The following is a 26654-nucleotide window of genomic DNA, read 5'->3' on the forward strand; positions in this document are numbered from 1 at the left end:
TTCCTCCCGCCAGCGCGCGACTGCGCGCCTGCCGGAGGCCGCGCCCGCGCAGCGGTGAGCAAAGCGAACTCGCGTGAGCGGAAAGACCTAAAACCGCTGCGCACTGTTCCTGGCGTTGCTTGTCAGCGCGCGACTGCGCGCCGGCCGGAGGCCGCCCACCCGGAGCCGGTGCGCGGAGCGCACTCGGCGCGAGGGAGAAAGCCGAAACCGGTTCCCACTTTTCCTGGGATTGGCTTTTTCTTAGCAACGCCCGGGCGGAAAACCGCTGCGCACTTTTCCTGGCGTTGCTAGTCGCTGATCTTGCCCGAGCGCAGCTTCTTCACCGCGCCGCGCTTGGTCTTGGCGTCCACCCGGCGCCGCTTGGCGGCCTTCGACGGCTTCGTCTTGACCCGGTAGGCCTGACGCTCGCTGGCTTCGCGCAGAAGCTCGACCAGCCGCTCCCGGGCGTCGGCCCGATTCTGCTCCTGGGTGCGGAAGCGCGCCGCCTGGATGACGATGACGCCGTCCTTGGTGAGCCGGCTTCCGGCCAGCCGTTCGGCCTTGCGGCGGACATAGTCGGGAAGCGATGGCGAATGGCGGATGTCGAAGCGGAGCTGGACCGCGCTGGAGACCTTGTTGACGTTCTGTCCGCCCGGGCCGGCCGAGCGGATGAACGTCTCCTCGAGCTCGGACGGGTCGATGGAGAGGCGGTCGGTGATCGCGATCATGGGCGCAGGCGATAGCGGGATGCGCCCGGAACGGCAAGCCCGCAGCCGTTGACCGCGGGCCGGTTCGGTTCGGTCTTAACCGGCGGGGCCGAACCCGCTACTCCGGGAGCCGCCCGGTGGTCTCCGAGGGATCGGTCAGCGGGCCGTCGGATGTCGGGAAAGAGAAGTCGGCCCCGATCACCTCATTGCTCGGCCCCGCGTCGCTCGGCCCCTCGTCGACCGGACCGTCGTCCGATCCGGCCGAACCGTTCCCGACATGGGCCTCCGGGGGAGCGCCGAACGTGATCACGAACTCGGAGTCCTCGCCCACGTCGACCTGCATGTGGTCGATGTCGTCCTCGTCGGTCATCCGGTTCAGGATCTCGGTCGCGATCGCCGGGCGCAGCGTCCGGTTGACAATGTGGTCGATGTTGCGGGCACCGGTCTCGACCTCGGTGCAGCGCGCCGCGATCAGGTTCACCACAGCGTCGGAGTAGGTGAGGTCGATCTTCTGGCTCTCGCGCAGCTGACGCACCAGCTTGTTCAGCTTGAGCCGGACGATGCCGGCCAGCGGCGAACCCACCAGCGGATAGAACGGCACGATCTGCATGCGGGCGAGCAGCGCCGGCTTGAAGTGGCGCGACAGTTCCGGCCGGATCGCCTCGACCAACTGGTCGACCGACGGCTTTTCGTCGGCGAGCCCCATCTGGGTGAGGGTGTCGGTCGCGAGGTTCGACGTCAGGATCACGATGGTGTTCTTGAAGTCGATGACGCGGCCTTCGCCGTCCGACAGGGTGCCCTTGTCGAACACCTGATAGAACAAGTTCATCACCTCCAGATCGGCCTTCTCGACCTCGTCGAGGAGAACGACGGAGTAGGGGCGCTGGCGCACAGCCTCGGTGAGAATGCCGCCTTCGCCGTAGCCGACATAGCCGGGAGGCGAGCCGACCAGCTTGGACAGCGTGTGCTTTTCCTGGAACTCCGACATGTTGATGGAGGTCAGGAAGCGGTCGCCACCGAACAGCGTCTCGGCCACGGCGGTGGCGAGTTCAGTCTTGCCGACGCCGGACGGGCCGACGAAGAGGAACACGCCCATCGGCTGGGTCGGGCTGTTGAGGCCGGCCTTGGCCGCCCGCACCCCCTCGTCGATCGCCAGGATCGCCTGATCCTGGCCGATGACGCGCTCCTTGAGCCGGTTCGACAGCGCCAGCACCGCAGCGGACTCGTCGCGCACCATCCGCCCGACCGGGATGCCGGTCCAGTCGGAGATCACCTGCCCGACGGCGTCCGGCGAGACTTCGTAGGTGAGCAGCGGGTCGTGGCCCTGGACCTTGGCCAGTTCGGCGACCTTCTGCTTCAGGGCGTCAATCGCCTCGCGCTTCTCGTCGGCATCCATTTCGGAGGTGCCGTCTGGCGCGGCAGCAGGCTCGACGGCACCGTCGGCCGTCTTTTCCTGCTGCTTGATCTCCGCTTCCGCCTCCTCGACCGATCCGCCGATGCCGAGCTTCTGGCGGAGGGCCAGGATTTCCTCGATCAGGCCGCGCTCGGTCTCCCAGCGCGCGCCCAGGCTGACGGCCTCGGCCTTCAGCTTTTCGATCTCGGCCTCGAGCTCCGGGATCAGGTCGGACTCGGTGCCGATATAGGACGCCTCGTCGCGGCGGACGGCGGAAAGCGCGCGGTCGAGCTCCTCGATCCGACGCTCGGTGCCGTCGAGGCGCGCCGGCTTGGAGGAGATCGAGAGCTTCACCCGGGCGGACGCGGTGTCGAGCACGTCGACGGCCTTGTCGGGCAGCTGGCGGCCGGAAAGATAGCGCGCGGAGAGCTTGGCCGCGGCCACCACTGCATCGTCGCGGATGTAGACGCCGTGGCTCTTCTCGTAGAGGCCGCGCAGGCCGCGGATGATGGTGACGGCCTGGTCCGGGGTTGGTTCGTCGAGCTTGACCAGCTGGAAGCGGCGGGCGAGCGCGGCGTCCTTCTCGAAATACTTCTTGTATTCGCTCCAGGTGGTGGCGGCGATCGTCTTCAGCTCGCCACGCGCGAGCGCCGGCTTGAGCAGGTTGGCCGCGTCGCTGCCGCCGGCCGATCCACCCGCGCCGATCATCATGTGGGCTTCGTCGATGAACAGCACGATCGGCTTGGTGGAGGCCTTCACCTCGTCGATGATGCCCTTCAGTCGGTTCTCGAACTCGCCCTTCACGCCCGCGCCGGCCTGAAGCATGCCGAGGTCGAGGCCGACCAGCTCGACGCCCTGCAGGAAGGCGGGCACGTCGCCCTGGGCGATCTTCAGCGCGAGACCTTCGACGACGGCGGTCTTGCCGACGCCGGGCTCGCCGACGCAGATCGGATTGTTCTTCCGGCGCCGGCCGAGGATGTCGATCATCTGCTGGATCTCGAGATCGCGGCAGAACACCGGATCGATCCGGCCCGAGCGCGCCTGCTCGGTGAAGTTGATGGTGAAGCGGCCGAGCGCGCTGTCTTCGGTGATGCCGGCGGCGGGCGCCGCACCGGTGCTGCCGTCCGCCTTGCCGGCCTCGCCGGGCTGGGTGGCGAAGGCGCCGGCCTGTTCCTCGGAAGCCTGGGTCAGTTCGCCGAACCGGCGCTTGGCCTCACGGGCGGAAATCTGTTCGATCAGCGAATACCAGTCCGCGCCGCCATAGCGGCCGGGGGTCTGGAGCAGCGCGATCAGGAGCGCGCCGGAGCGGATCTCGCCGAGATTGAGCTCGACGGAGGAGATGATCCAGCCGTCGGTGAGCCATTCGATGAGGAGAGGAGAGAAGACGGGGCGGCCGGAATTGCCGCTGCGCAGGCCCTCGACGGTGCGCTGAAGGGCGCGCCGGAGATTGGCCGGGTCGATGTCGAACGCGCGCAGCATGGCCTGCAGGTCGCGGTTCTCGTCGTCGATCATGACCAACAGCAGATGGTCGATGGTGACTTCGTAGTGGCTGCTGGACACGCACAGTCCGGAAGCGGTCTCCAGGCTGCGCTTGGTGTACGGGTTCAGACGCGCAAAGAGCGCCTTGAGATCGGGCTGCATACTGGTCCTCCCCCGAGCAGGAACCGGATTTTACACGACTTTGCCGCCCGCACCATCCGGTGGCACGGGCGGCAGTTCGTTGATAGGGCCATTTCTGGCCTCTCGCCAGCGCTTAGCTGCTGGCGGTGTTCCGGGAGACGCTGGCCTGAACCGAAGCGGCCATGGCTTCGTGGTCGGCGGTCTCGAAGGAGAAGTTGATCACCAGGATCTCGTCGAGGTCGCGGACCGCGTCGCCCGAGCCCGACTTGGACTTCACCAGCTCGCTGGGCTCTTCACCGCACATCGACTTGAAGCCGGTGATGATGCCCTTCTTGTAGGTGTGCTTGAAGTGGTTCTCGTTGGTGCCGTCGCTCTTCTGGCGGTACCGCTCGATCACCACTTCGTCGAGGGTCTCGCCGTTGTCGAACATCGTGCGGACCGAAGCTTCCAGCGCCGTGCCGCCCTGGCACGCAACTTCCACCGGGAAGTAGACCTTGGAACCGGTCGCCTGACCGGTCGTGCTGCGCTGGGTCTCGCCGCCCTCGTTGAACCAGGCGAGCGTCACCTTCTTCTCGTAGTTGGAAACGGCCAGGGTGCCGTCGCTGTCCGCGGTGTTTGCCTTCTGGCTGACTTCCCCAGACTTCGAACCCTTCATAGTCATGAAGTAACGGTATTTCATTTTCTTTGCTCCATTCGACCACTATCGCCAGCGGGTGATTGGTAGTTAGTATAAGCCAACCCCCATGACAATGTGCCGACAATGCCTTCAATTCCTAAAATTTCTGCAATGTGGCTATCTTGGTCGCGCGGTAGATTACATAAGGATGGCAGCAAGGCGCAGGCATTCACGGAAGTTCCGCATATGTTCGCGACGCTGTGGGGCGGTAGTCCAGATTCCGGATCTTTAAGGTCAGTCTAATTAACCAGTCGACAAAGGTGGAGGTGGCGATGGAAACCGGTGTCGTGAGCATGAATCTCGAGATAAAGGGGCAGGAGCTTCAGGATCTCGATATGGTCTCTTTCGAAGGCTGGGAAGAAATCTCCGAGCCTTACGTGTACATTGTGCGGTTTCTGACGACGACCGACACGACGACTAAGACGTTGACCGGCAAGCAGGTGACGTTCGACTACGAAGTGGCCGGTCTGCTCGAGCAGAACGAGCCCGCCTATGTGCACGGCTACATTCACGGCCACCGCATCCTGGGTCTTTCGCTGGACCGCAAGTTCGTGACCGAGCTGGAGATCCGCCCGCGTCTCTACAAGCTTTCCCTGTCCGGACAGACGCAGGTCTTCGGCACGACCTCCAAAATAAAACTTCCCGACCTGGCCAAGTCGATCCTGTCGCCGAGCAGCTACAAGGAGGGGACGTCCACCCAGGGCGATTTCTCCGACGACCGCGAGATCGACTGCGACATGCCGGGGGACGTCGACCAGACCGAACGAAGCTTCATCGTTCAGTACCGCGAGACCGATCTGCACTTCCTGTCGCGCATCATCGAGAACGAGGGCATCTTCTATTTCGTCTCCAACGACAAGTCGAAGGAGACGGTCCAGTTCGGCGACAAGAACCACATCTTCAAGAAGATCGGCGGCAAGGTGCCCTACATCCCGCAGCACCTGGTCAATGCTGCCCCGGTCGAAGAACACGTCCGCACGGTTCACATGCGCGCGGAGATCGCGCCCAAGAAGATGTACGTGCGCGACTACAACCCGAACGAAGCCAGCCGGCGCGGGCAGTATCTGCGCAATCATGCCGTCGACAGCAACGGCAGCGGCGCGATGGTGTCCTACTACGAGCACTACACCTCGACCTCGGACGGCGATCGCTACGCCAAGATCCGGGCGGAGGAGAAGATCGCCTGGCAGCGGGTCTTCGAGTGCGAGACCAACTCCACGCGGCTGCGGCCGGGCTATCTGTTCACCATGGACACCGACGAGACCAAGCTGAACGGTCTCAACCAGCGCTATCTCGTCGCCGGGTGCCATGTCCGCTATTCCAAGGGACTCGACAGCGTCTGGGTGGAGGACGGGCATCCGTTCAAGAACGAGATCGTCTGCATCGCGCTGCCGAGCGACGCCACCTGGACCTTCCGCCCGAAGCGCCGGGCCGAGAAGCCGAAGGTCGCCGGCCTGATCCGGGCGCTGGTGGACAACGACGCCGGCGGACAGGAGGCCAAGCTCGACGACAACGGGACCTACAAGATCCGCCTGGTCGAGGAGGAGAGCACGGAGAGCCGGCTGCCGTCGGGCAAGGCGAGCGCGAACGTCCGCCATGCGCTGCCCTATGGCGGCGGCCAGGACACCGGCTTCCAGTTCCCGCTCTACAAGGGGACCGAGGTGATCCTGGCGTGCATCGAGGGCGATCCGGACCTGCCGGTGATCGTCGGCACGGTCGCCAACTCCGACAACAAGACCGTGCTGGACGGGATCGACAAGGCGCTCAACAAGAACAAGACGAACCGTATCCGCACCCGGTCGGGCATCACCATCGAGCTCATCGACGGGTAAGATCCGGCGGATCGCTCGGACCGGGGAAGCGGTTTCCCCGTCGCCGGGAAAGGCTTTAGAAAAACGCCGCGTCCGGATGGCATCATCCGGGCGCGGTTTCGTCCCGGCCCGCCGGTGACGAACGAGACGGTCTGACCGGGCGCCGGGCCGGCGTCGGCGGACACGAGGATGAGAGGGCGTTGGGAATGGTGCAGAGCATCTGGCATCCGCCGGGGGAGGAAACCGATGCGTTCACCGCAGCGGTGCTGGACGCGGTCCGGATGCGGCTTCCGGCCCATTTCGGGACCCAGTCCCTGGAGCCGCTGCAGCTCGGCGAAGAGCGCAGCGTGCTGCCCGACGGAACGCCGGTCGTCATTGTGGCGGTCGCCCAGTATTCCCAGGGGGACGAGTGGTACGGACGGCCGGTGCTGCGGTTCGACCTGGCCGGACACGCCGCCCGCAGGGAGGTGGCCCGCCGGTTCACCGGACATGCGCTCGTCGACACGGAGACCAAGGCGTTCCTGGAACTCGATGTCCAGTTCACGACCGAAGCCGAAGTCCGCCGATAGGGCACGTCCCGTTCGGACCGTTTCGGTCTGACCGAAACGGACGTGTGCAAGCTATCGAGGGTGGCCCCATTGTCTATTGCTTGGATTCTTCCATCCGGACCGGATCTCGATCCGGTGAGGCCCCGGTTGCCGCTGCCTCGGCGATGACGTCTTCGAGCGTGGCGCGGGCCATGGCGATCACCTCCGCCCGTTTCTGACCCGGAGAGAACTCCACCAGCCGGATCGACGGATACCAGACCGCCCGATCCCCCCCTTCGGCCTTGCGCCAGTACCAGAACTGGCCGCCCGGGACGATCGCCACGCCGGGAATGCCGAGCGCGCCGGCGATGTGCACCGGAAGCCCGTCTCCGCCGATCACGGCATCGAGGGCGGAGACGGCGGCGACCGCGCCGTCGAGGCCCTGGATGTGCAGCCCGCCGTCGATCGCCTCGGGCATGGTGGCCAACTGGGACCGGTACTGGTCCCAGACCAGCGAGACGGGCGTGGCCGAAAGACAGTCGAACACGTGCCGGAACGCCGTCAGATCCAGGCCGGGCGGGAACGCCGACCAGGCGAAGCCGATGCGCGGCGCCGGCATCTCGGAGACCGCCTGGGCCCACATCGCCGCGGTGCTCTCGGCGGCGACCAGACATTGGGGCGCCGCGATCATCTCCGCCTCTGAAATACCGGCCCGGGCCGGCAATGCGAGCAGGGGCAGGTCCTCCGGTTCATCAGAGCCCGGTTCCGCAGCCGGGTTGGACCCGGTTCCGTCCTGCGGCGCGGGCGCGGGCGCGCCGTGCCGGACCCGCCCGGCGAGCGCCGCCAGCCATTCGGGGGCGGCGATGGTGATCTCGTGGCCCCGGCTCTGGGCAAGGGGTATGGCCCGCAGAAGGGGCACGGTTTCCAGAACGCCGATCGTGTCGTCCAGGCGGACGCGGAGCCGGGCGGGGCCCTGCAGGGGTTCCTCCGAGGACAGAGCCGGCCAGATCTCGTCCGACCGGCCAAGCCCGATGAGGCTGTGGCGCTCCACCGTCCGGGCGAGCAGCGACTGCGGGGCGCGGCGCAGACACTCGCGGGCCGCCGTCAGCGCCTGCTCCCGCCGTCCGGCCCGGTGGAGGAGCTGGCTCATGGTTTCCAGGAGCACCGGGTCGTCGCGGTTGTCGCGCAGCTGCTTGACGATTCCCGCCAGCGCGTCGTCGGTCTGGCCGGCGGCGAGCCGGAGCGAGGCGAGGCGGCCGTGCAGATCGGGCAGGCGCGGGTGGAGGACCAGCATCCGTTCAATGAGGCCGATGCCGCGCTCCGTGTGTCCCGTCGCCTCCAGCGCCCCGGCCAGAAGGGAGGCGAAGGCGGGATTCAGCGGTTCCAGCGCGTGCGCGCGCTCGGCATGATCCAGCGCATCCTTCGGACGGCCGGATCCGGCGTAGATCGTCGACAGGTTGGCATGGGCTTCCGCGGTGTCGGGTTTCACCTCGAGCGCCTTGCGGTAGCTGGCGATCGCCTTCGCCAGATCGCCCCGCATCATGTGCGCGCCACCGAGCGCGACCAGCACCTCCGGCCGGTCCGGATGGACCTGGTAGGCGGTCTCGATATGCTCCACGGCGTCGTCGAGCCTGCCGGTGGAAATCAGCATTTCCGCAAGGCCGATGCGCGCCTCGACCCGGTCGGGCGCCGCCGTGACGGCTGCCTCCAGACAGGTCAGGGCGTAGTCGCTCTCATCGCGCAACCGGTAGACGACGGCCAGGTTCTCGTAGTTGACCGGGTTGCCGGGGTCGAGGGAGGTGGCCCGGCCGATGACCTCGAACGCCTCGTCGACGGCTCCCCGGCGCAGCAGCACCCCGCCGAGACCGGACACGGCGGCAGTGTTCTGGGGCTCGGTCGTGAGGACGTCCCGGAACAGCGCTTCGGCTTCGTCGAGGCGGTGGCGCTCCACGTGATCGGTCGCCGCCTTCAGGCGTTCGTCGGTCGTCAGCATCGGTCCTGTCCTTCCGCCTCCGGCCGGGGCGAGGCCGCGGTGGCCGCGATCCCCCGGGGGATGCGGAAATGGCTTCTGGCGTGTGAAATATCCGGCCGGGGCCGGGCCGCCGGACCGGGACTGGTTCGCATGGGACCCGTCAGGCCGGGCCGGCGGCGCGCCGGAGCGACGCAGCCATCGGCGACCCCCGCGGTCGGGCTTCCGGTCAGCCGACCGTCACGCGCTTGCCGTCCATCCGCAGATCCTCCGTGGCGACGAGCACCGTCGAATAGGAGGCCTGGGTCATGACGCCGGAGACCTTCACCGACAGCGTTCCGATCATCTGGTTGTCGGTGTTGTCGACGATTTCCACCCGGTCGAGCGCCTTGGTGACGATGCGTTCCGACATGGTTTCCAGCGAGCGGGTGTTGGTCTGAATGCGGCCATAGACCTGCTGAAGCCCTTCGCCGACCATGGTCAGGGTCTTGGCGGTGAGTTCGGCCTTCGGCGCGGTGAGCGAAATCCCGCCGGCGCTGACGGCGTAGCTGCCTTCGGTTTCCACGGACACCTCCGAGCCGCGCAGGCGCAGCGGACCGTCCGGGTTCGACAGGGTGACCGCCTGACGCTCGGGATCCGGGCGGGAGAGGATGTGGAGGATCGTGCCGCGCCCTTCCTCCTCGACCACGTAGAGCACGCGGTCGCCGGTCTGCGGCTCGACGAGGCAGCTGACGGCGCGGCGCGCCAGAACCGGGCCGTGCTCCGTCTCGAGACGGAAGCGCCGGTCGGCGACCTCGCCGACCTGGCCGGTGGCGAACTCCGACTGGCTGCGCGCCGCGGGCTCGCCGATCGTGGCTTCGGTCACTTCGGCGATGAGGGTGGTGCCGCTCTTGACTTGCATGGGGCCATTCTCCGACTGCGGACGGGGACCTTATGGCAGATTTTCGGGCCGACCGTCAGATATTGATCTCGGCCGTCGAGTTCACGCGGCTCTCGACGCCGAACAGGTCGGCGTCGATGTCACCCTGGGTGATGTCGATGTTGCTGAAATCGAGGTCCGAAAAGACGTCGGTCGCATCGGCCAGCGACTGCTTGATCCGCGCCAGGATGTTGGAGCTCTTGATGGCATCGATGCCGTTCTTCAGGGACTTGCTGTCGAGCTCCTTCCCGATCGCCGTGCTGTCGACCGCGGTGGCGCCGGACATCAGCAAGGACGTGCCGGTTTCGGCACCGCGCACGATGGCACTCAGGAAGACGAAGAAGGGAGCCACGCCGATGGTGACGCTGGTCGCTGCGGCGAGCGTGATCGAGGTCGAATTGCCGCCCGAGGATTCCTGGTTTCCGAAGACCTCGACGAACCCGCTGTGGATGGTCTTCTTGAGGCCTGCCGCCGGGCACTTCAGGGTCACGTTGCCGGTCTTCGAGCGGGCCTTGAAGGCTTCCGACGTCTTGATCTGGACGGTGCCGTCGGGAACGGACGGCACGTCGGAGTTTTCATCGACCACATAGCCGGACTGGAGAAAGACGCTGCGGGAGGTGAGCTCCAGGGAGGAGTCGGCCTCCAGAGCGAACGCGCCCTTGACCACCTGGATGTTGAGCGACGCCGCGCTCTGGGCGTAGCTCTCCTCGGCCGCGACGATCGTGACATCGCCGTCGGTGCTCATCAGGATGCCGTCGGAGGACTCCAGTCCGCGGGTGAAGTTCGACGGCAAGCCGGTCTCGCCGGGCACGTACCGGCCGAGCCGCAAATAGGCCACGTCGGCGTTGTCCGATCCGTAGTCGACCGTCATTCTCAACGTCGGTTTGGTCATCATTTTCCTCCCGGACGGCCGGACCGTCTGCTTCGGCGCACCGCTACATGGTGTTCTGGACGCCGGTCCGCGACGCCACGGCCTTGGACTTCAAGCCGGCCAACTTCAGCGCAAGCCCCACGCCTTTCGTCTCGTTGCCGAGGGCCTTCTGGTCCTGCTCCACCAGGGCGTTTTCCTGGAAGGCCATGCCATAGATCGTCGTCAGACCGATCAGGAACGCCCCGAGGCCCACATTCTTCTGGGCCGCCAGACCGATCGAATTCGACGAGTACGCGAACTGGAAGTCCGCCAGCTTGACCGTCACGCCGAAAATCGAGAGGCCGGGCATCGAGCCGACGATGCCGGAGGTGTTCAGACTGCTCACGATCGAGGCGACGAACCCGGCCGTGACGGAGTTCACGAAGCCCATGTTGAACGTGTTGACCTTGCTGCTGTAGGTCGTGTCGGTGGTGTTCACGACGACCACGTTCTGGGCGGAGTTGAATTCGGTGATGGACTCCGAGTCGCTTTTGATCTTGTCGGAAGCATAGACCAGGAGCTCCTTGTCGGTGGCGCTCTGGGCCGCGCTGGACGCCGTCACCGCGTTGATGACGACGCCGGAGCCCTTCAGGGTCGCGCTCTTGCCGTCCTTCACTTCGTAGGTGACCGGATAGCCCTGGGCCGTATAGCTGGTCTCGGTCGTCGAACTGCCTTCCAGCACATCGATCCGAAGCACGGCATCGGTGGTGTCCTGGGGATCGCCGATCAGGATCTCCGCATCGTCCTGGAACTCAATCTGGACGGCCTGGTCGGCGTTGACGAGCAGAACGCCACCGGTGGTCATGAACACCCCGTCGGACTCCTCGAACGACCCGTCGTACATGGAGGGTTCGAGGGTGCTTTCCTTCGACTGGTAGGTGCCCAGACGCAGATAGGCGGTGATCTCGCCGGTCTCGGTGTCGGAGGTGGAGAACACCGTTGCCGCCATGTCAGCATCCTTTCCCGTCTGTCCCGGCGTGTCGGCCTCGGTGGGGCGTTTCCACCCGAGCGCACGGGGTCGCTAGTTCGATGAGACGGCGACCGTGTTCACCGCCGTGCCGTTGTTCTCGCTGAGGGCGCCGGACTGGCTTCCCCCAAGGGCCTCATCCTCCGAATTGACGAGGGAGTTGGAGTTGCCCGCTCCGGTCGCGGACGATTCCGCGCCGGCGATCGGCAGCATCAGCCCGATCAGGAATGCCTTGATGCCGAAATTGGCGTTCTCGAACGCCGCGGCGCCACCGGCAAAGCCCTTGTTCGTGAAGCTGAGCATCGAGAAGAAGGCCGCCTGCAGATAGGGGGAAAACCGGGCGACCGAGACCTCCGAGGAGTTGAGCAGGGACGCGCTCGTCGACCCGCCCAGGGTGAAGGTCGTATTCGTCTTGTAGTGGGAGGTGCTGCTGCTGGAGAACGAACTCGTGTAGTTCTGATCGACCACGTAGCGCAGCGTCTCGCAGGTGATCTCGATGCCGGTTTCCGCGTGAAGCGTGACGCCATCCTCGGCTTCCAGCGTCACGTTGATGTCGTCCGTGGGCGGAGACGAACTCGCGCCGAAGCCGGTGGTCATCGCGCGCACGCTCGTTTCGCCGGAGACGACCGCCGAAATGGCCTTGTCGCCGTCGACGGTCATGCCGTTGCCGGCGCTCACCACGATGTCGTTGCCGCCGTCGACCGTCAGCTCGGCGTTGGTCATCAGGTAGATGCCGCTGCCCGGCGTGAACTTGCTGTCGATGTAGCCGTCTTCGGCCGATCCCGACCCCAGATAGGAGCCCAGCCGAAGATAGGCGAGCGGTGTGCTCGGATCGTCCGCTTCCGGCGTGAAATAGCTGTTCTGATTGTCGCTCATCGGCCGGCACCCGCTCATTCCGGTGGTGCCGGGAGACGAACTGCCGAAACCTGAGGACGATCGATGCGCGGTCCGGCCGGCGGCGGCCGCCGCGCACCCGTCCTGTTGCAGACCATCGGTTCCGATCAGGGCGGTGGACCCCGACGCCGACCTCGTCCGGCGAAACGGTCATCCCCGCCCGTTGGTCATCTCCAACGACACGTCGTTCGGAAGGTCGACCAAGGAGTGTCCGGCTGCAGATCTGTTCCCGCCAGGCTCCCCAATTCCCCTCTCAAGCAATCTGCGCACACTGTCACAAAAATGCAATAAACATTGCCGGTTTTTAATAAAAAGCCTTGCCGGCGGAAGAGATCGCCCGCTATCCGGCCGTGCGTCCGTCCGTCATCAGAAGTATTCGGCCGCCACCTTGGCGTCGGGAGCGCGCGTGGCTCAGGCCGGCATCAGCAGCAACTGCTTGATCTGGCACGGCGACAGCTGCGCACCGATGCCGCTCGGAGGAATGCCGTCCGGCAACGACACGTTGAGCATCGCTGTCGACGGCATGAACACCACGAAGTAACCGATCTTGCAGGTCGCGTCCCGGTTCATCATGGCGATCTGTCCGCCGGTGACGCTGGGTGCGATATCGCCGACGCTGGTGGTCGTGGTGTCGAGCACCCGTTTGGCCGGCATGCAGCAGGAGAAGTTCGTCACCTGGGACGGAACCACGGTGGCCTTGAAGCCTGTGTTGCAGGTCGGCGTCGGGATCGGCGGCACCGAGGGGACCAGGTCCACGGAGAGGTTCGTATTGGTGCCCGTCGGGCTGGTGCAGTCGTTGAAAATCATGGTCAGCCCCAATCTCGCTGGAGCATTTCCCGTTCAGATTGACACCATCGGAACGAAAAGGAACTGCTCAAACTAGTGAACCTGGAGCCATTTCCTATCGATCAGATATTTCCAGCTGATCGGAAAAGGCTCCCCGTCCGGCGTGGACCGGACAGATGTTAGGATGAGCCCACCGGCCCCGTGCTTCAATGGCCTTACCGGAATTTAAGGCGCTAGTAGCTCCGCATATAGGCGCCGGCGATCCCGTTGTGCGCGCCCCAGAGATCGGCGTCGATCTCTTCCTGGGTGATCGTGAAAGCCTCGGTGAGGGCCTTGGAGAGCTCCTGGTTGAGCGACGTGATCTCGTTCTTCACATGAAGGCCGATGCCGAACGTGCCGATCCCGAGCAGCGTGTCCCAGATCGACTTGTTGTCGAGCTTGGTCACGTGGGCGCCGATCTTGTAGAGCGCCATGGTGGACGCGCTCAGGGCCATCTTGGATTCCGTGAGGCGGACCTTCATGCGCCACCAGGAGAACGAGGGATAGACGCCGATGGGCACGTCGGTCAGGGCGCCGAGCACGATCGAGGCGGCCGTGCCGTTCGATTTCTCCTGATTGCCCCAGACCTCCTCGAACCCGGTCGAGGTGGTCTTCTTGTAGCCGGATGCCGGGCAGTCGACGACGACGTTGCCGGAATTGGATCTGGCTTCGAACTGGAAGGCGGTGTCGAACTTCGCCTGCCCGACCGGCAGGGAGGGAACCGACGCGGTCTGATCGACCACGTGGCCGGACTGCACGAACAGGCTCTTCGCCGTCAGCGACAGCGTGGAGTCGGCCGTCATCGAGAAATCGCCCTTGTCCACGACGATCGCCACGCTTTCGTCGGTCTCCGCATAGAGCTTGGTTCCGGACACCAGCGTGAGCGTGCCCTGGGTCGACATGAAGATGCCGTTGGTCTCCGACGCCGTCCCCTTGTATGTCGACGGAAAGCCGCTCTCGTCGGACACGTAGGCGCCGAGCCTCAGATAGGCCGACTTGCCGCCCTTGCCGTCGGGCACGGTCATGCGCACACTTTTGGACAACGGCTTTCTCCTCACGCTGCGATCGGAGCGATCGCTACATTTCGTTCTTGACGCCGGTGCTGTTGGAAACCGTCGACGACTTGATGCCGGCGGCACGCAGCGCCAGGCCGCAGCCCGTGGTCTTGTTGCCCATGGTCTTCTGCTTCACCGACGTGATCTCGTTTTTCTGGACGCAGGAGCCGACCCCGATCGCGAGGCTCTTCATGAAGGCCCAGATGCCTTCGTTTTCCTGTTTGAAGGCAATGATCTCGTTCTTGGTGACGGGATAGGAGAAGTCGAAACCGGAGATCTTCCAGTCGAGCGGCCGGATCTGGATCCTGAGCCCCACCATGGCCGAGGTGTAGGCACCCGGCACGATCTTGGCCTGCATGCCCGACACGATCGAGTTCACGAAGCCCATGTTGAATTCGCGCTGCCGGGTGCCGGTGGTCGAGGCCTCCTTGTTGGTCACCTTCACGTTCCCGCCGGCATGGAGCTTCGTCATGTCGCCCGAGCTGATCAGGATCTTGTCCGACGCGTAGACGGTGAGCTGACCGGCCGCCGGCGCCTTGGCGCTGGCGGACGCCGCCACCGCGTTGATGGCCGTGCCCGATCCCTTCAGGAGTGCCGATTTGCCCTCGATCGTGGTGACCTCGCGAGGCGGCTGGTCGGGTGAATAGATGGTCTTGGTGGACTTTTCGCCCTCCAGCACGTCGATCGTCAGATGCTTGTCGGTCTCGGTGCCGAAATCGCCGATCAAGATGGTCGCGTCGCTCTTGAGCTGAAGGTCGATGGAGCCGTCGGCGTTGACCAGCCAGTTGCCCTTCGTGGTCACGAAGTCGCCGTCCGACGTGGAGAACGCCTCCTTGTACTGCTCGGGCTTCAGGCGCTCTTCCTTCGCCTGATAGGTGCCCAGACGGAGGTATGAGGCTCCGGGAGCGGTCGCGTCGGTCGAGGCGGTCCAGGCGGGCATGAGCGGTCCTCATGAGATCGATTTCGCGCCGGCTGGCTGCACCGGCAAGGACGGTCCGCAGGACCGCGCCGGGAGCCGCGGGTCGGTGATGCGTCAGTTGTTGTTCAGGGGGGCACTCTCGACATCGATGCCGCTGTTTTCGGAATCGGCGCCCGACTGCTGGGAGTCGATGCCGTTCGCTTCGATCTTCGCCGCGGAGTTCGAGTTTTTGACGCCCGTTGCCTCAGATTCCGCCGCCGAAATCGGAAGGAAGAGACCGATGCCGAATGCTTTCAGGCCGTGATTCTCGTTCTTGTAGGCCTGGCCGGACGCTTTGACGATGACGGACGAATTGTCGATCAGCGCATATTTGTGGTCGTAGATGCGCGGCTCCCAGCGCAGACCGGAAATATCGGTGTTGTTGGTCAGGTAGAGACCGGTCTTGCCGCCCAGGGTGAAGGTGGTCTGGGTCAGGTAGTAGGAGACGCCCTTCGCCGAGGTCGACCAGGTCAGGTTCTGGTTGACCACATAGACCAGGCGCTCGCAGGTGATCTCGATCCCGGTTTCCGCCTCGAGCGTCAGATCGCTCTCGGACTGCAGGTTGATGTCATTGTTGGAGGTCGACGGGGTCGAGCCGCCGCCGATGGATGCGGTCATCGCCCGGATGCTGGTCTGCCCGGCATCGCTCACGCCGATCGTGGCGTTTCCGAGAACGGTCATGCCGTTGCCGGCTTCCAGATAGGCGCCGCCGTCGGTGTTGGTGGTGATCTGGGCGCCGGTCATCAGATAAATGCCGTCGCCGGCCGGAACCGTCTTCTCAATGAGGTTGGCCTCGGAGGACTGATAGGCACCGAGCCGCATGTAGCCGAGCGGCGGATCGCCGGGGGCGGCCGCCGGTGCGCTATGAATGATGGCCGTATTGCCCACGCCCGTCTCTTTCGCCTTGGGCGCCGGCGGCGGGTTGCCGTGCCGCCGCGCCCGCGAGGCCGTCTCGGTAGCGCCCGCGTCCGCCGCCAGCGCCGGTCCAGGCGGCTCCTGTCCCAGATGTCAGTTCGAAAGCTTCACCTTGAACGGGTTGTAGCGCTCGGCCACCGCCCGGTGCTGGTCCGTTCCGAAGGTCGAGCCGGTGCTGCCTCCGGTGAACGTGGTGTCAGTATCCACCATGTGCATGAAGGTTTGATGGAACCTGGCGCTGCGGAACGACACGCCTTCCACGCGGGCGTTGGCGAAGTTGGCCTGGGTCAGGCTGGCGCGGTCGAAGGCGGCCGCGCGGGCATCGGATTCGTCGAACTGGGCGATGTTGAGCTGACAGTCGATGAACGAGGTGCGATGCAGGGTGGCGCCGGCGAAATTCGCCATGTCGAGCCGACTGCCGGTGAAATCGGCCTCCCGGAGATCGGCCCGGGTGAAGATCGTCTTGGATCCGTCGATGCCGGTGAGGTTCGCCTTGCGCAGCGAGCTCTCCAGAAAGATCGAATAGGCGAGATTGGCGCCGCGGAAGTCGACCCCGTCGAGCTGGGCCTGCATGATGGTGCAGTTCTCCAGGGTCTGGCCCGCGAAATTGTGGCCGCGGAGGTCGCCCTCGATCAGAAGCACCTGCTTGAACTGGGTGTTGGTCAGGTCGGCGCTGCGCAGGTCGGCTTCGGTCAGGAAGACGGTGTTCAGAAGCGTCGTCTTGAACGAGACGTCGGTGAGATCCGACTGGAGGATGGCGACGGTTTCCAGGCTCGCGGCCTCGAAACTCGCCCCGGTCAGCGGCGACTGGGCGAAGGCGCAGCGCAGCTGTTCGCTCTCGGTGAAATGGGCACGCTGCAGCGCGGTGGCGCCGGTCTGGCAGTCGGTCAGGACGGCGCCGGTGAAGTCGGCCTCTTCCGCCGCGCAGCTCAGAAGCGTGACCCGCGTCAGGGTCATGCCCGCAAAGCACGCCCGCGCCATGTCGCACATGGTGAACGAAGCCTCGTCGAGGGTCGTCCCGCGGAAGTCCACGCCGGTCAGGTCGCAGTCGACGAACTTGGCACGGGACAGGTCCGCCCCGGCAAAGTCGATCTCGGTCAGGTCCCGCGTGACGATCTGAAGGTCGTGCCCGAGATATTCGAGCAGTTCCTCAATCGACAGTTTCCGGCGCGCGAAAGGCGGTCTTGATGAGATGGGCATCGTGCAGATCCGTTCCTGTCAGCTTCGCCAGGGAGAAGTCGGCGCCGTAGGCGTTGGCCTTGCGCAGGCTCGCAAAAGAGAGGTTCGCCTTGCGCATCTGAGCCCCCAGGAGGTTGGCTCCGAAGAAGTCGCACTCGCGGTAGTCCGCGCGCATCATCAGGGTGTCGCGCAGGGTGGAGAGCCGGAAATCCGAGTGCCGGAAGTTCGACATCATCAGGTTGCAGTCGCGCATCTGCGCCCTGAGGAAACAGCTTTCGCTGAGATCGGCGGTGAACCAGCTCGTCTTGCGGGCATTGATGGCGGCGAAGCTCGCCTGCTGCATGGACGGCTCCCCGATGAAGCCCGTCTCCAGGAGCTGCGCCTCGTCGAAGACGGCGCGGTCGAGCGGGACCTTGATGAACCCGCATTTTTCGAACTCCGCCCCGTCGAAGCGCGCTTCGATGGCGCTGCCCTCGATGAAGACGGCCTTGACCATCTGCGCCCGCCGCGCGCTGGCCCGGTCGAAGGTGCAGCGCATGAAGGTGCATTCCGTCAGCTTGGCCCCGTCCAGGACCACACCGCAGAAATCCTGCTTGGCGACGGTCCAGCGCACCAGATCCGCGTTCTCCAGCCGGACCTCCTCCAGGGACGCCAGCATCAGATTGGGACTGACGATCCGGGCGCCTGCGAAGCTCGCGCCGTCCAGCTTCGCTGAGGCGAAGTTGACCTTTTCCATGACCGAACCGGAGAGGTTGGCGCCGCGCAGGTTGGCCCCGGTGAAGGCGGCTTCCGTTGCCGTGACGCCGGACAGGTTGGCGCCCTGCAAATTGGCGCCCTCCAGAAGGGTTCCGGTCAGGTCGGCGCCGGACAGGTCGGCGCCCGCGAGATCCGCTCCGGCGAGATCGCGGCCGGCCAGATTGCCGAGGCCGATCTCGGTGCGGACGAGGTCGCCGAGGCGTCTGGCCACCGCGGGAGACAACGGTGGCTGCGGCACGGCGGCCTCGAGCGCGATCAGCCGGCTCTTGCGCTTGCCGTCGATGACCATGGGTTCCATCAGGTCGAACATGGCCTCGAATTCCCGGACCATCTCGTCCGGCGAGGGGCGCTCGCGCTCCGCCGAAACAGACGCGATTTCCGACAGGAGCCGGTCGAAGCCTTCGCCGGGCGTGTCGCTCTTGAGGATCGGCAGCATTTCGGAGAGCTTGGATTCCGCTTCGCCCAGGCGCTGAGTGGCCTGATCGATCTCGTCCGGATCCATGCCGGACTGCCGCATCCGCTCCATCGCGTCGGCGATCTTGTCCTGCTCGAAGGTCTCCCGGGATTCCGCAAGCAGGCCTTCCAGGCCCGCCCCTTCCATCCGCTCCACGGCGTCGCGGATCTGGGACCGCGCGTCGTGCATGGGCCTGGCTTCGGGAAGATCGAGTGCCCGGGCCCGTGCCATGCGGAACTGCTCGTCCTCGTCGGCAAGGAAATTCGCCGGATCGTTGTAGGCCGCGCCGGAAAGAAGGCCCCGGGCCTGTTCCAGCCCGGCCTGAACCTTGGCCTGTTCCTCCTCGGAACGCTCGGCGAGCGACGGCATGTCCGCCACCAGCGATTCCAGGTCGGCGATCGCGGCGGTCCGGTCGATGTCGGGGGCGCTGACGTCGGAAAAGGCGCCGGCATATTTCGGGTCGGCCTGGATGTTCGGCACGATGTCGTAGAGTGAGGGGAGGCCCTTCAGGCCGTCCATCCCGCTCTTCTCGATCATGTCCTTGCGCAGGGCCTCCGCCTCCACGAGGACGGTGTCGGCGAACTTCTTCTGCTCCTCCAGATCGTCGAGGAGCTCAGCGAAGTCGGCCTCGCCGCGATCCAGTTCCTCCCGGGTCGGGATCGCCACCGGAGGGATCGGCGGCAACGGGATCTTCGGCACCAGCGAGAGCGGCAGGTCGTGCTGCTCGTACTGCTTGCGCATGGAGAATTCCTGAGCGGCGGAGAACGCCTCCATCCGCTTCTGGAAGTCGGCCAGCTTGCGCTGGCGCCGGGCTTCCTTGATCTCGGGATCGATCGCCGGGGAGAGCTGGTAGTCGGCGAGCAGATATTTGACCTTCTCGTCCGGATCCTTTCGGAGCCGGTAGACCTCGGCATAGTGGTCGTGGCTGCGCGGCTCCTCATCGAGGCGCTCGTAGGCGATCATGACATCCTTGACGTCGTCGCCCTCGATGTCCTCGATCCAGGTGGAGCCGCGAAAGGCGGCGAGGCCCTTGTTGACCGAGCCGAACACCCAGACGGTGTCGAGCTTCATGGTCAGTTCCTGCAGGCCGGCCGGCTCGGAGCTGCGATAGACGAAGGCGCGGCCGCGGATGCCCGGCAGGCGCGAGTGCACCTGCGGATGGGTGGACGACATCCCGGAGACGTAGATCTCCTCGTCTCCGCGAAAATATCCGTCGATCTGCTGGTCGTCGGGGGCGGTGAGGAAGTAGCGCGTGTCGAAGTCTTCCGGATAGCCGGGAAAGTGGGTCTTCATGTAGCGCTGATCGAAGGTGCCCATGTATTTGCGGCGCCAGGGCGCGTCGAGGCCGTAGGGGCCGAACCAGGCGGGCGGCGGGGTGTCGTCGATGGTGAGGATGGGCCGCGCCGGATCCTCCAGATTGGGCAGCGGCGCCTGATAGCCGGCTTCGTACAACCCGCGCGAGCCGATACCGCGTCCGACCGGATTCGCCTCGAACCCCTCGCCGCCGAAGGCGAGTTCCGGAACGATGGGGATGTGGGTGAATGGCACCGGGTCGGTGAACACCGGACCATGGTCGCCGCGCACCCAGTGGCGGTTGCCCACCGCGAGGATCTTCTTGCTGATCGGACCGACGCGCGCTTCGACCAGAAGCTTGCCGGTCGGGTTGCCGCCGGGCGGAATGGCGCTGCCCGCGACGATGACCTCGGCGTTCGGCTTCGGGGTTCCGAAGTCGAGGAGCGAACCGGGTGGAAGCTGGTCGGCAGCCGTCGGCCACAATCCGATCTCCACCAGCAGATAGTCGGGCTCAAGCAGGTCGAAGAAGGCCAGGGAGGTGACCGTGAAGATCGCACCACCCTCGTGGGGGGTACATTTGGTCAGAACGCCGAGCCGCATGGGCTTGATGTAGCCGGGCATCGCCTCACTCCCCGATGGCGGTCCGGCGCACCCGTGCTGGCGCGGCTGCACCATGCGGCGGGGCCACACGACGAGGCGGCAAAGATAGATCGCGCATGGTCCAGCCCCAGATCTCGCGCTCGGATTCGACGCCCCCGTCGACAGTCATCGACATGTATCGCTGGCGCGGTCGAACAATTCAACAGTCATAAAGCTGTCATGAAAGCCCGGCTCCTGCACGCGGCTTATCGGGAATTGCTTGCACCCGAATTTCCGGAACCGGAGGTCGAGGAAGAGGAGGTCCCGGATTTGGCCGTCGTCTGGCCTCCGCTGGACGGCTGGCTGCCGTACTTGCCTTCCTCGAGACCTTCGATCGAGATCGGGCCTGCGGTTGCGAGCGGATTGCCCTCGGCGTCCTTGGGCGCCGGTTGCGGGAGCGGCGGGCCGGCGGCCTGGATCTCGAACTCGACGGGAAAGCGCCCGGCGATCATGAAATCGAGCTCGACCGGGATGGTGGCGTTTTTCTTGGTGAAGTCCTCGTGGACGCGGGTCAGGCGCAGCATGTAGCCGGTGGTCGAGAGCTCGACCGACCCGCCGGCGGGAATGTCGATGCTCTGGACGGTCCGCTGGCTGGGCGTGCCGCCCACGACGATGGTGCGCTGGATCTCGATCGGCCCGGTCTTCTTCGATGTGGCCCGCAGAAGCCGGTCCGCCGTCGAGCCCTGGTTCTTGATGCGCATGAGGGCGAGGGCGGTGGTCGGGCCCTTCTTCTCCGCCGACTTCGAGTTCGCATCGGTCGCGCCGGAGGTGCCGGACGCGGATGCGGAGCCGCTCGTTCCGGTCGGGGAAGCGGGCTTCGTCTGCGCGCCCGAGGTCGCCTGGGAGGTGGATTTCGACGAGGAGGACGACGCCGCAGTCGAGGCGGTCTTCGTCGGGGACGCGGATGTCGACGTCGACGCAGAGCTGCCCGTTGCGGACGTGCCGGACGGCTTGTCCCCGGTGGCTTCGGACAGGGGAAAGACGATCGGTCTGTCGATCTCGATCGACGCCGCCTTGAAATGGTCGGCGCCCCCGGAGCAGGCGGCGGCTGCCGCTGCAAGACAGGTGGCGATCAATGCCCGTCGGAGCGTTCGGCAGCCCAACCTCGACCTCCGTCAACGGCGTGCGGTCTTCGCGAAGCTCCCCTTGTACACGCCCGCCGCCGACACTCAACCGACGAAATCGTGTCCCGTAATGTTGATTAACCTAATGTTCGCTGCCGGCGCGCAGGTCTTCGTTTCTTGAAAACAGATGTGCTAGGAGATCGCGGGTGAGGGGTACTGGGAGAGGCTGATGGGGTCGTCGACAAAAACTGTCTGCCGCGGTCTGGCGCTGGCGCTCGGCGGCGTTCTGGTGGCGTCTCCCGCTTTGGCCAACTGGACGCTGACCAATGAGGGCGGCGGCAGCTACGTGCTGTCCGGCGCCGCCGACCACGCCGATACGCTGCGCGCGGAGTGCGGGCCGAACGGAACGCTGTCGTTCGCCTATATCCAGCCCGGCAACTGGGAAGACGTGCTCGGCACGATCCCGATGACCCTGTGGACCAGCACCGACGACGGGCCGAAGCACACGATGAAGGTGACGGCCAAGAAGTTCGGCGAGAACGGCGTCGCCTACACCAACGACAGCGACATGCAGGCGATCTACACGGCGCTGGTCGACGTGCGTAACGCGCTCGTGACGATCCATCTGGGCGTCGAGGCAGCGAGCTACGGCGTGTCCTGGACCGATACGTCGTCGGCTAAGGATTCGACCGCGACTACCCGCGAATTCGCCCGCAAGTGCGGCATCAACATCGACAAGCCGCCGCCGCCGGCGAATGCCTGGTCGCCCAACGATCAGCGCTGACCGGCCGGCCGAAGCGGATGTCGTCGCTTCCGACATTGCAGAGAATTAACGAAGCGACGGTTGCGTATTTGTCATGCCCATAAGATTTAAGGATAAAGGGCTGACGTATTGGGCAGTGTTCGGCTGATTTTGGCAGCTGAACGAATGTAAGGGGCTTTCCGTGTCGGATTGGCGCGACCAGTTCGAGGATCCGCGCGCAGCGGTCGGTGGCGAGGCGATCCGCGCCGACGCCCCTGCCGGCAAGCCCGTGCGGGACAGCGAGGCGTTCACCCTCGTCGAAGACGAACTGCGCAAGCTGGAGACCGAAGGCCCGACCGCGGTGCGCTGGCCCAATGTCCGCGACCGGTCGCTCGCCATCCTGCGGGAGGAGGGCAAGGATCTCCTGCCCGCCTGCTGGCTCTGCTTCGCCCTGTTCAAAGTGGAGGGGTTCCACGGCCTGGCCACGGGCCTCCTGATCCTCGACGGCATGTGCCAGACCTTCTGGGACGAGATGCAGCCGCCACCGCAGCGGGCGCGCGGACGGGCAAACGTCTTCGACTGGCTGTCGGAGCGCATTTCACCGCTGCTGGAACATGCCGATGTCGCCCAGGAAGACGATGTCGCCATCGTCGCGGCCTACGAGGCGGCGCAGACGCTGACCGATCTCGTGGCCGAGAAGCTGTCGATCGACACGACGCTCTCGATCCTGCTGCGCTCCATCCGCACCCATGCGTCCCCGGCGCGCGAACGCCTGGAACAGGCGGCTGCCGCGGCTGATCGCGCCGCCGAGGAGGCCGCAAAGGCGGAGGAGGCGGCAGCGTCGGGGCCCGAGGCTTCGGCAGATGCCGCGACCGAGCCGGCACCGGCTGCCGCGGACGCGTCCCCGGCCGCCGGCGGAGAGGCTGCCGCTCAGACGCCGGCCGCGCCCGCACCGGCCGCGGCCCAGCCGACACCGGCGCCTGCCGCCGCGCCGGCTGCGAGCGCGCCGGCCCCCAATCTCGTCATCGACACCGCCGACGCGGAACGCGCGGTCACCCAGGTCACCGAGGCCATGGCCCGGGTCGCCACCCAGCTTCGCAAGGCCTCGAAGGCGGATGCGCGCGCCTACGCGCTGCTGCGCACCGCCTGCTGGAGCCGGGTCGTGCAGATGCCAGATGCCGAGCGCGGGCGCACCGCCATGCCGGCTCCGCCCGGCGACATGGTGGCCATGCTGGAGGCGGCTTTCACCGCGGGCAACCACGATGCCGTGATCGAGCAGGCCGAGGCGCTGCAGCACGATCGGCCCTTCTTTCTGACGGCGAGCCGGTGGACGTCCGCGGCGCTGCGCGCGCTCGGGCCCGGTCACGAAGCGGCGGCTGCGACCGTCGACGGCCAGACCGAAGTCTTTCTGCGCCGCTTTCCCGACCTTCTCTCCATGACCTTTTCCGACGGAACGCCATTTGCGGACGCCGATACGGTCGCCTGGATCCAGTCGACCCAGGTCGGCGGCAGTGGCGGCGCCGACGCGGATCCGACCCAGGAAGCCGCGGCCCAGGCACGCAGTCTGCTGGCGACGGGCAAGGGCACAGAGGCCATGGCGCTTCTGGTGAAGGCCGGCAACGGCGCGGCGTCCGGCCGCGAACGTTTCCAGTGGCGCCTCGCCCAGGCCTCGCTGTGCCTGGAGGCCGGCCGGATCGTCGAGGCCGTGGCCCTGGCCGACGCGCTGGTGGAAAGCGGCGACGGGGTCGATCTGGCCGAGTACGAGCCCGGCCTTCTGGCGCGGGCGGCGGAAGTGCGTCTGATGGCGCTGCAGCACCAGGCGGCGACGGCCGCCTATCCGGAGGACGAACTGACGAGACGCCGCGCGGCAGCGCGCAGCGAACTCGTCAAGGTTGATGCCGCGCGCGCTTTCGCATGCGGTGTGTAAGTCGAAGCCAGTTTGAGGCAATATAGACGCGCCAGAGCTGTTGGGTCTGCCGCGGGAAGAGGAAGCTGACCATGTCTAAGGAATCGTCGGTTGCGCCGAAGGAGCGGGTGAACATCCGCTACAAGCCGGCCACGGGTAATGCGCGCGAAGAAGTCGAGCTGCCGCTGAAGCTTCTGATGCTTGGCGACTTCACGATGAAGCCGGACGAGACGCCGATCGAGGATCGCAAGCTCGCCGACGTCAACAAGGACAACTTCAACGACGTCATGCGCAGCTACGATCTCGGGCTCGATCTCAACGTCGAGAACAAGCTCGAGGAAAGCGAGGGCGGCGAGCCCGAGCAGATGGCGGTGTCGCTCAAATTCGAGACCCTGAAGGACTTCGAGCCGGAGAACGTGGCGCGGCAGGTGCCCGAACTGAACCGGCTTCTGGAGCTGCGCGAGGCGCTGGTGGCGCTGAAGGGCCCGCTCGGCAACGTTCCGCAGTTCCGCAAGATGATCCAGGGCATGCTGGACGATTCCGATCAGCGCGAGAAGCTGCTGGCCGAGCTGACCTCGGTGACGGAAGCCAAGTCCCAGGACGGCGAAGAGCCGAAGTCCTGATCCACGGTTCGGCGCGGACGTGGCGGCGGGGTGGTCCACCCCGTTCCGCCCCGGGTGCCGACCGTGACGGAGGTGGCCCAGGCCGCCGCCCGATGAACCAAACCGCTCCGCGGGCCGGCCGGTCCGTGGAGGCTTGAGGGGCGCCCACCCGGCGCAAGAACACCAGTCGAAGGCACGAGGCCATGGCCGACACCGAACTCGAAAAGTCCCAGGGAACGACGACCGAGGAGACGACCGAGGCGTCCCTTCTCGACCAGATTCTCCAGGAAACCCGGATGGCGCCCGAGGACGACGGCTATGACGTCGCCAAGCAGGGCGTCGCGGCGCTGATCTCGGAGCTGATGAAGCCGAGCCGCTCCGACGAGAAGGTCAACAATCTCGCCGTCGATCAGATGATCGCCGAGATCGACCGCAAGATGTCGGATCAGCTCAATTCGATCATGCACCAGGAGAACTTCCAGAAGCTCGAGTCGGCATGGCGCGGGCTGAAGTTCGTGGTCGACCGCACCGACTTCCGGCAGAACATCCGCATCGAGATGATGAACGCCGCGAAGGACGATCTCCTCACCGATTTCGAGGACGCGCCGGAGACGGTGAAGTCCGGCCTCTACAAGCACGTCTACACGGCCGAGTACGGCCAGTTCGGCGGCCAGCCGTTCGGCGCGGTGATCAGCAACTACGAGTTCGGGCCGGGCGCCCAGGACGTGAAGCTGATGCAGTACATGTCCAGCGTCGGCGCCATGTCCCACGCGCCGGTCATCGCCGGCGTGTCGCCGCAGATGCTGGGCGTCGACAAGTTCGAGGAGCTGCCGAACCTAAAGGATCTGGAATCGATCTTCGAGGGCCCGAAATACGCCAAGTGGAAGAGCTTCCGCGAGTCCGAGGACTCCCGCTACATGGGGCTCACCCTGCCGCGCTTCCTGCTGCGCCTTCCCTACGGCCGCGAGACCGTGCCGGTGAAGAGCTTCGACTTCGAGGAGGATCCGGCCGGCAGCACCCAGAATTATCTTTGGGGCAACACCGCCTTCGCCTTCGCGACGCGGCTGACGGACTCGTTCGCCAAATACCGCTGGTGCCCGAACATCATCGGCCCGCAGTCCGGCGGCGCGGTCGAGGACCTTCCGCTGCACAACTTCGAGGCCATGGGCCAGCTGCAGACCAAGATCCCGACCGAGGTTCTGGTCTCCGACCGGCGCGAATACGAACTGGCCGAGCAGGGCTTCATCTCGCTGACCATGCGCAAGGGCAGCGACAACGCCGCCTTCTTCTCGGCGAACTCGGTGCAGAAGCCGAAATATTTCGGCACCTCGGCGGAAGGCCGGGATGCGGAGCTGAACTACAAGCTCGGCACGCAGCTGCCGTACATGTTCGTGGTCAGCCGTCTCGCCCACTACATCAAGGTGCTCCAGCGCGAGAACATCGGCAGCTGGAAGGACCGGGGCGAGCTGCAGCAGGAACTGTCGACCTGGATCCGTCAGTACGTGTCCGATCAGGAATCGCCGTCCGCCGAAGTGCGTTCACGCCGTCCGCTGAAGAAGGCGGACATCGTGGTCGAAGACGTGGAAGGCGAGCCGGGCTGGTACCGGGTCAACATGGCGATCCAGCCGCACTTCAAGTACATGGGTGCGGACTTCACGCTGTCGCTGCACGGCAAGCTCGACAAGAACTGAGACGGACCGGCAACAAGGAGTCCCGGAAGCGGAAGGCTCCCGGGCGCCGGCCGGCGGACCCGGTTCGATGGTGCCGGATCGCCACGGTCGGGTCGAAACCCGCATCGCAGCCGGCGGTCGCCGTCCGGGGCGTGTCATGCGGCTTCGATCGTCGGCGACGCAAACGGGCGGAAGGAGGGTTCCGTCCGGTGGGCGAGGGGGCG

The 26654-nt window shown here is 65.7% G+C and carries 22 protein-coding genes; 7 read left to right on the forward strand and 15 right to left on the reverse strand.

The window, feature by feature from the left end; genetic code table 11:
• Nucleotides 1-287: 287 nt before the first annotated feature.
• The 3 genes from arfB to J2S73_RS03585 form a co-directional block, all read right to left on the reverse strand.
• The gene (gene arfB / locus J2S73_RS03575; protein WP_306884044.1) at nucleotides 288-707 is read right to left on the reverse strand and encodes an alternative ribosome rescue aminoacyl-tRNA hydrolase ArfB; all 420 of its coding nucleotides are present in this window, start codon (nucleotides 705-707) and stop codon (nucleotides 288-290) included.
• Between the two features lie 97 nt (nucleotides 708-804).
• On the reverse strand, nucleotides 805-3720 hold the full coding sequence (gene tssH, locus J2S73_RS03580) for a type VI secretion system ATPase TssH (protein WP_306884045.1): 2916 nt from the start codon (nucleotides 3718-3720) through the stop codon (nucleotides 805-807).
• A gap of 112 nt (nucleotides 3721-3832) precedes the next feature.
• Nucleotides 3833-4378: an Hcp family type VI secretion system effector gene (locus J2S73_RS03585; protein ID WP_306884046.1), complete on the reverse strand. Its 546-nt coding sequence runs from the start codon at nucleotides 4376-4378 to the stop codon at nucleotides 3833-3835.
• Between the two features lie 290 nt (nucleotides 4379-4668).
• Here J2S73_RS03585 and J2S73_RS03590 point away from each other — a divergent pair, with 290 nt between their 5' ends.
• Together J2S73_RS03590 and J2S73_RS03595 are read left to right on the forward strand one after the other, a co-directional pair.
• Nucleotides 4669-6207 carry a type VI secretion system Vgr family protein gene (locus J2S73_RS03590; protein ID WP_306884939.1) on the forward strand — a complete coding sequence of 513 codons (1539 nt, stop codon included), beginning with the start codon at nucleotides 4669-4671 and terminating at the stop codon, nucleotides 6205-6207.
• A gap of 185 nt (nucleotides 6208-6392) precedes the next feature.
• Complete coding sequence (locus J2S73_RS03595; RefSeq protein ID WP_306884047.1) at nucleotides 6393-6755, forward strand: hypothetical protein; 363 nt, start codon at nucleotides 6393-6395, stop codon at nucleotides 6753-6755.
• Nucleotides 6756-6828: 73 nt separating this feature from the next.
• On the opposite strand, the gene J2S73_RS03600 is transcribed toward J2S73_RS03595, so the two are convergent.
• The 12 genes from J2S73_RS03600 to J2S73_RS03655 form a co-directional block, all read right to left on the reverse strand.
• Nucleotides 6829-8706, reverse strand: coding sequence for a tetratricopeptide repeat protein (locus J2S73_RS03600; protein WP_306884048.1), 1878 nt, complete (start codon nucleotides 8704-8706; stop codon nucleotides 6829-6831).
• Between the two features lie 205 nt (nucleotides 8707-8911).
• Nucleotides 8912-9583: a DUF3540 domain-containing protein gene (locus tag J2S73_RS03605; RefSeq protein WP_306884049.1), complete on the reverse strand. Its 672-nt coding sequence runs from the start codon at nucleotides 9581-9583 to the stop codon at nucleotides 8912-8914.
• 55 nt (nucleotides 9584-9638) lie between these two features.
• Nucleotides 9639-10493, reverse strand: coding sequence for a hypothetical protein (locus tag J2S73_RS03610; protein ID WP_306884050.1), 855 nt, complete (start codon nucleotides 10491-10493; stop codon nucleotides 9639-9641).
• A gap of 43 nt (nucleotides 10494-10536) precedes the next feature.
• Nucleotides 10537-11460 (reverse strand): hypothetical protein, encoded by a 924-nt coding sequence (locus tag J2S73_RS03615; protein WP_306884051.1) that lies wholly within the window; start codon nucleotides 11458-11460, stop codon nucleotides 10537-10539.
• Between the two features lie 72 nt (nucleotides 11461-11532).
• On the reverse strand, nucleotides 11533-12354 hold the full coding sequence (locus J2S73_RS03620) for a hypothetical protein (protein WP_306884052.1): 822 nt from the start codon (nucleotides 12352-12354) through the stop codon (nucleotides 11533-11535).
• A gap of 429 nt (nucleotides 12355-12783) precedes the next feature.
• Nucleotides 12784-13179: a hypothetical protein gene (locus J2S73_RS03625; protein ID WP_306884053.1), complete on the reverse strand. Its 396-nt coding sequence runs from the start codon at nucleotides 13177-13179 to the stop codon at nucleotides 12784-12786.
• A 212-nt stretch (nucleotides 13180-13391) separates the two neighbouring features.
• Complete coding sequence (locus tag J2S73_RS03630; protein WP_306884054.1) at nucleotides 13392-14240, reverse strand: hypothetical protein; 849 nt, start codon at nucleotides 14238-14240, stop codon at nucleotides 13392-13394.
• A gap of 34 nt (nucleotides 14241-14274) precedes the next feature.
• Nucleotides 14275-15192: a hypothetical protein gene (locus tag J2S73_RS03635; RefSeq protein WP_306884055.1), complete on the reverse strand. Its 918-nt coding sequence runs from the start codon at nucleotides 15190-15192 to the stop codon at nucleotides 14275-14277.
• A 93-nt stretch (nucleotides 15193-15285) separates the two neighbouring features.
• The gene (locus J2S73_RS03640; protein ID WP_306884056.1) at nucleotides 15286-16098 is read right to left on the reverse strand and encodes a hypothetical protein; all 813 of its coding nucleotides are present in this window, start codon (nucleotides 16096-16098) and stop codon (nucleotides 15286-15288) included.
• A 120-nt stretch (nucleotides 16099-16218) separates the two neighbouring features.
• A complete protein-coding gene (locus J2S73_RS03645; RefSeq protein ID WP_306884057.1) occupies nucleotides 16219-17325 on the reverse strand; it encodes a pentapeptide repeat-containing protein in 1107 nt (368 codons plus the stop codon).
• Nucleotides 17276-20428: a DUF2169 domain-containing protein gene (locus J2S73_RS03650; protein WP_306884058.1), complete on the reverse strand. Its 3153-nt coding sequence runs from the start codon at nucleotides 20426-20428 to the stop codon at nucleotides 17276-17278. Before J2S73_RS03650 ends, J2S73_RS03645 begins: the two co-directional genes overlap by 50 nt.
• A 224-nt stretch (nucleotides 20429-20652) precedes the next feature.
• Nucleotides 20653-21147 (reverse strand): copper chaperone PCu(A)C, encoded by a 495-nt coding sequence (locus tag J2S73_RS03655; protein WP_306884059.1) that lies wholly within the window; start codon nucleotides 21145-21147, stop codon nucleotides 20653-20655.
• A 13-nt stretch (nucleotides 21148-21160) separates the two neighbouring features.
• Between J2S73_RS03655 and J2S73_RS03660 the strand changes: the two genes are divergently transcribed.
• The 5 genes from J2S73_RS03660 (at nucleotide 21161) to tssC (ending at nucleotide 26451) form a co-directional block, all read left to right on the forward strand.
• Complete coding sequence (locus J2S73_RS03660) at nucleotides 21161-21691, forward strand: hypothetical protein (protein ID WP_306884060.1); 531 nt, start codon at nucleotides 21161-21163, stop codon at nucleotides 21689-21691.
• 48 nt (nucleotides 21692-21739) lie between these two features.
• Complete coding sequence (locus tag J2S73_RS03665; RefSeq protein WP_306884061.1) at nucleotides 21740-22294, forward strand: hypothetical protein; 555 nt, start codon at nucleotides 21740-21742, stop codon at nucleotides 22292-22294.
• Between the two features lie 160 nt (nucleotides 22295-22454).
• Nucleotides 22455-24179: a TssA family type VI secretion system protein gene (locus J2S73_RS03670; protein WP_306884062.1), complete on the forward strand. Its 1725-nt coding sequence runs from the start codon at nucleotides 22455-22457 to the stop codon at nucleotides 24177-24179.
• A 71-nt stretch (nucleotides 24180-24250) separates the two neighbouring features.
• Entirely contained in the window at nucleotides 24251-24781 is a 531-nt protein-coding gene (gene tssB, locus J2S73_RS03675) for a type VI secretion system contractile sheath small subunit (protein ID WP_306884063.1), read from the forward strand.
• A gap of 182 nt (nucleotides 24782-24963) precedes the next feature.
• Entirely contained in the window at nucleotides 24964-26451 is a 1488-nt protein-coding gene (tssC, locus tag J2S73_RS03680) for a type VI secretion system contractile sheath large subunit (protein WP_306884064.1), read from the forward strand.
• The last annotated feature ends 203 nt before the right edge of the window (nucleotides 26452-26654 follow it).

Source organism: Amorphus orientalis (assembly GCF_030814015.1).
GTDB classification, from domain to species: domain Bacteria; phylum Pseudomonadota; class Alphaproteobacteria; order Rhizobiales; family Amorphaceae; genus Amorphus; species Amorphus orientalis.

Excerpts from the sequence above, each read along its gene's own strand:
- arfB (WP_306884044.1), bottom strand. The coding sequence starts at position 707 with ATGATCGCGATCACCGACCGCCTCTCCATCGACCCGTCCGAGCTCGAG.
- tssH (WP_306884045.1), bottom strand. The coding sequence starts at position 3,720 with ATGCAGCCCGATCTCAAGGCGCTCTTTGCGCGTCTGAACCCGTACACC.
- J2S73_RS03585 (WP_306884046.1), bottom strand. The coding sequence starts at position 4,378 with ATGAAATACCGTTACTTCATGACTATGAAGGGTTCGAAGTCTGGGGAA.
- J2S73_RS03590 (WP_306884939.1), top strand. The coding sequence starts at position 4,669 with ATGAATCTCGAGATAAAGGGGCAGGAGCTTCAGGATCTCGATATGGTC.
- J2S73_RS03595 (WP_306884047.1), top strand. The coding sequence starts at position 6,393 with ATGGTGCAGAGCATCTGGCATCCGCCGGGGGAGGAAACCGATGCGTTC.
- J2S73_RS03600 (WP_306884048.1), bottom strand. The coding sequence starts at position 8,706 with ATGCTGACGACCGACGAACGCCTGAAGGCGGCGACCGATCACGTGGAG.
- J2S73_RS03605 (WP_306884049.1), bottom strand. The coding sequence starts at position 9,583 with ATGCAAGTCAAGAGCGGCACCACCCTCATCGCCGAAGTGACCGAAGCC.
- J2S73_RS03610 (WP_306884050.1), bottom strand. The coding sequence starts at position 10,493 with ATGACCAAACCGACGTTGAGAATGACGGTCGACTACGGATCGGACAAC.
- J2S73_RS03615 (WP_306884051.1), bottom strand. The coding sequence starts at position 11,460 with ATGGCGGCAACGGTGTTCTCCACCTCCGACACCGAGACCGGCGAGATC.
- J2S73_RS03620 (WP_306884052.1), bottom strand. The coding sequence starts at position 12,354 with ATGAGCGACAATCAGAACAGCTATTTCACGCCGGAAGCGGACGATCCG.
- J2S73_RS03625 (WP_306884053.1), bottom strand. The coding sequence starts at position 13,179 with ATGATTTTCAACGACTGCACCAGCCCGACGGGCACCAATACGAACCTC.
- J2S73_RS03635 (WP_306884055.1), bottom strand. The coding sequence starts at position 15,192 with ATGCCCGCCTGGACCGCCTCGACCGACGCGACCGCTCCCGGAGCCTCA.
- J2S73_RS03645 (WP_306884057.1), bottom strand. The coding sequence starts at position 17,325 with ATGCCCATCTCATCAAGACCGCCTTTCGCGCGCCGGAAACTGTCGATT.
- J2S73_RS03650 (WP_306884058.1), bottom strand. The coding sequence starts at position 20,428 with ATGCCCGGCTACATCAAGCCCATGCGGCTCGGCGTTCTGACCAAATGT.
- J2S73_RS03655 (WP_306884059.1), bottom strand. The coding sequence starts at position 21,147 with ATGCGCATCAAGAACCAGGGCTCGACGGCGGACCGGCTTCTGCGGGCC.
- J2S73_RS03665 (WP_306884061.1), top strand. The coding sequence starts at position 21,740 with ATGGGGTCGTCGACAAAAACTGTCTGCCGCGGTCTGGCGCTGGCGCTC.
- tssB (WP_306884063.1), top strand. The coding sequence starts at position 24,251 with ATGTCTAAGGAATCGTCGGTTGCGCCGAAGGAGCGGGTGAACATCCGC.
- tssC (WP_306884064.1), top strand. The coding sequence starts at position 24,964 with ATGGCCGACACCGAACTCGAAAAGTCCCAGGGAACGACGACCGAGGAG.